Raw genomic sequence first — 2,442 nt, 5'->3', positions numbered from 1 at the left:
TCATCACCCAGGCCGCCGCCGTCGGGGACGTCCGCGACGACATCGGCGCCGACGAATTGGCCGGCTACTGCCTGCACGCCCTCACCGCAGCCAACGGCCTGCCGTCCAAGGCCGCCGTCGATCGGCTCGCCGCCGTCACGCTGGCCGGCCTTAGGCCCGAGCGGTGAGCAGACGCGCGAACCACACCGGATCCGTCATGGACCCGGACGCCACATATCCGATCGCCCCGGCCCGGCTTGCGGAATGGGGTAGCGACAATCCGTGAGAACTCTCCGGAACATCCATCCCTGCCACCTGCGTTCCGCAGCTCGTTGGTGGGTCTAGACACGGGATATGGGCATTGACCTGCGGGAACGGGTGATCGTGCGCCGTCGGGGCGTGTGTCTAGTGTGGGGTGTTTGCCCTGGTCAGGCGCTCGCGGGTGCCAGCTCGATGATCTTTTTGGGTGGGTTGAGGTTGAGTGTGGCGAGAAGGTCACGCTGCGGCTTGGTCAGCTCGGTGCGTTGACGGTAGGTGCCGGCCGGGCCGGTGAACGTGCCCAGGTGCAGTTCGTCGAGGTGCTCACGCAGGTGGTGCCACGTCTGGGTGGTAGTGGTCTCGACGATGCGGACCAGGAGCAGGGCGAGCCAGCACAGGATGATATGGGCCCGGATGCGTTCTTCGAGGCGGTGGTAGACCGGGCGCAGGTCCAGGGTGGTCTTCAGGGTCCGCCAGCCGCGTTCGACCTCGTAGAGCTGCTTGTATCCGAGGGCGATGTCCTCGGCTGTCAGGTGCGGGTCGGTGGCGCGCAGCAGGTACTTGCCGTCCAACTTCTCCTCGGCCTTGATCGCGCCTTGGTCGACGCGGAGCAGCCCGCCGGGTGTGACGCGTAGGTAGCGGTTCAGGCCGGGCTTGGTGGAGATCACTCCGCGCAGCTCGGCGCGTTTCGTCGCGGACAGCGGGTCCGACTTGGCGATCATGTCGGTCAGCTGCGCTACGAGCCGGTCGCGGATCGCGGCGTCCCGGTCGGCGGCTTCGGGGTTGTGGCAGATGACGAACCGTTCGCCGTCGCCGACCTTGACCTCCTTGACCCGCAGGTTCGCCGCGACGGTGGCGTAGCGGCCCTGCCGGGACAGGGCGGCCTTCGCGTCGGCTGAGTCGCCGCGCAGTTTCTCGCCGAGGATGTAGTGGTGGTCGCCGGCGCGGAGCGCCCGGCGGTTGTCAGCTGAGGTGAAGCCGCGGTCGCCGACCCACACGATCCGGGTCAGGGTCCAGTCGCGCATGTCTGTCTTGACCTGGCGGATCAGCTTCGAGTCGCCGGTGTTGCCCGGCCAGCACCACACGCGTACCGGGATCCCGTCGCGGGTCACGGCCAGGCCGACCACCACCTGGGGCAGATCGCCGCGGTGGTCCTTGCTCTTGCCGTAGGTGCGCAACCCGATCGTTGACCCGTCGCCGTCGCCGTCGCCGTCGCCGTCGCCGTCGCCGGTGGCGGTGGCGGTGGCGGGCCGGAGGTGGCCGCGGTGGTCGCGGGCGACGGGTTCGTCGGCCTCGTCGAGTTCGAAGTAGCTGGACGTGGTGTCGAAGAACAGCAGGTCGACTTCGAGGTTGAGCAGGTTGGCGACCTGGCCGAAGACCTGCCGTTCCAGTTCGGGGGCAACCTCCTGCAGCCAGTCCATCGCCCGGTAGCAGGCGTCGTCGCTGGCCTCGGGCAGGCCGTCGATGTGCACCCGCCGCGAGATCCACGAGGCTGCGGCCAGCTTCGAGGAGGGATCCAATGCCCGGTTGGCGACCAACGCGAAGATCACCCGTTCGGTGGCCGGGTCCCGGCGGGTACCGGCCAGCAGCCTCGCCATGACCTTGTCGATACCCAACCGGCGCCACATCTGGTCGAGCAGCCACGCCCCGCCGAAGGAGCGGGACTCGACGAAGGACAACCCCGTCCTGGTGGTGGCGGCCAGCGCCGCGCCGGGTTCCAGCAGCCGGCTCAGCGACGCCACCAGCCGTTCGATCACCGCCCGGTCCAGGGCGTCCTCACGGCCGAAGCTGTAGAGCACCTTCGGCCGGGACGTCTTCGTGGCCGCATCCCACTCGTTGTGCGCCAGCTGCAGGTACCGCACCGGGGTGCCGTCTGAGTTTCGGCGGGTCGCCACACGCACATGCACGTGTCCAGACGTTAGCCATATTCATCATGGTTCACAAGGCCACCCGAGTTGATCGTGTGTCCAGTGACTTTTCCGTTCCGGATCCGACCACGATCCGCTCACCTGGGCAAACGCCCGCCCGTGTGTCCAGAATCAGCACTCAACTGCGGAACGCAGGTTGATCGGAGGCAGAGACGGCAGTCATACCTCACCGCCGACCCAACCACCAGCGCCCTCGGCGCGGCAGATGAGTCACGCATGCCGGACACGTCAGGCAGAGGTTCGGTGTCAATCGTTGCCCCTCAAGACAGGCAGCAAA

General features: G+C 67.8%; 1 protein-coding gene. It reads right to left on the bottom strand.

Going from position 1 to position 2,442, the window contains the following annotated elements:
• Positions 1-407 precede the first annotated feature (407 nt).
• Positions 408-2,144: an IS1634 family transposase gene (locus VGR06_RS00035; RefSeq protein ID WP_327556807.1), complete on the bottom strand. Its 1,737-nt coding sequence runs from the start codon at positions 2,142-2,144 to the stop codon at positions 408-410.
• Positions 2,145-2,442 lie beyond the last annotated feature (298 nt).

The organism is Actinophytocola sp. (genome assembly GCF_036002505.1).
Taxonomy (GTDB): Bacteria; Actinomycetota; Actinomycetes; order Mycobacteriales; family Pseudonocardiaceae; genus DASYTH01.
This window is presented reverse-complemented; position numbering and strand designations above follow the sequence as displayed.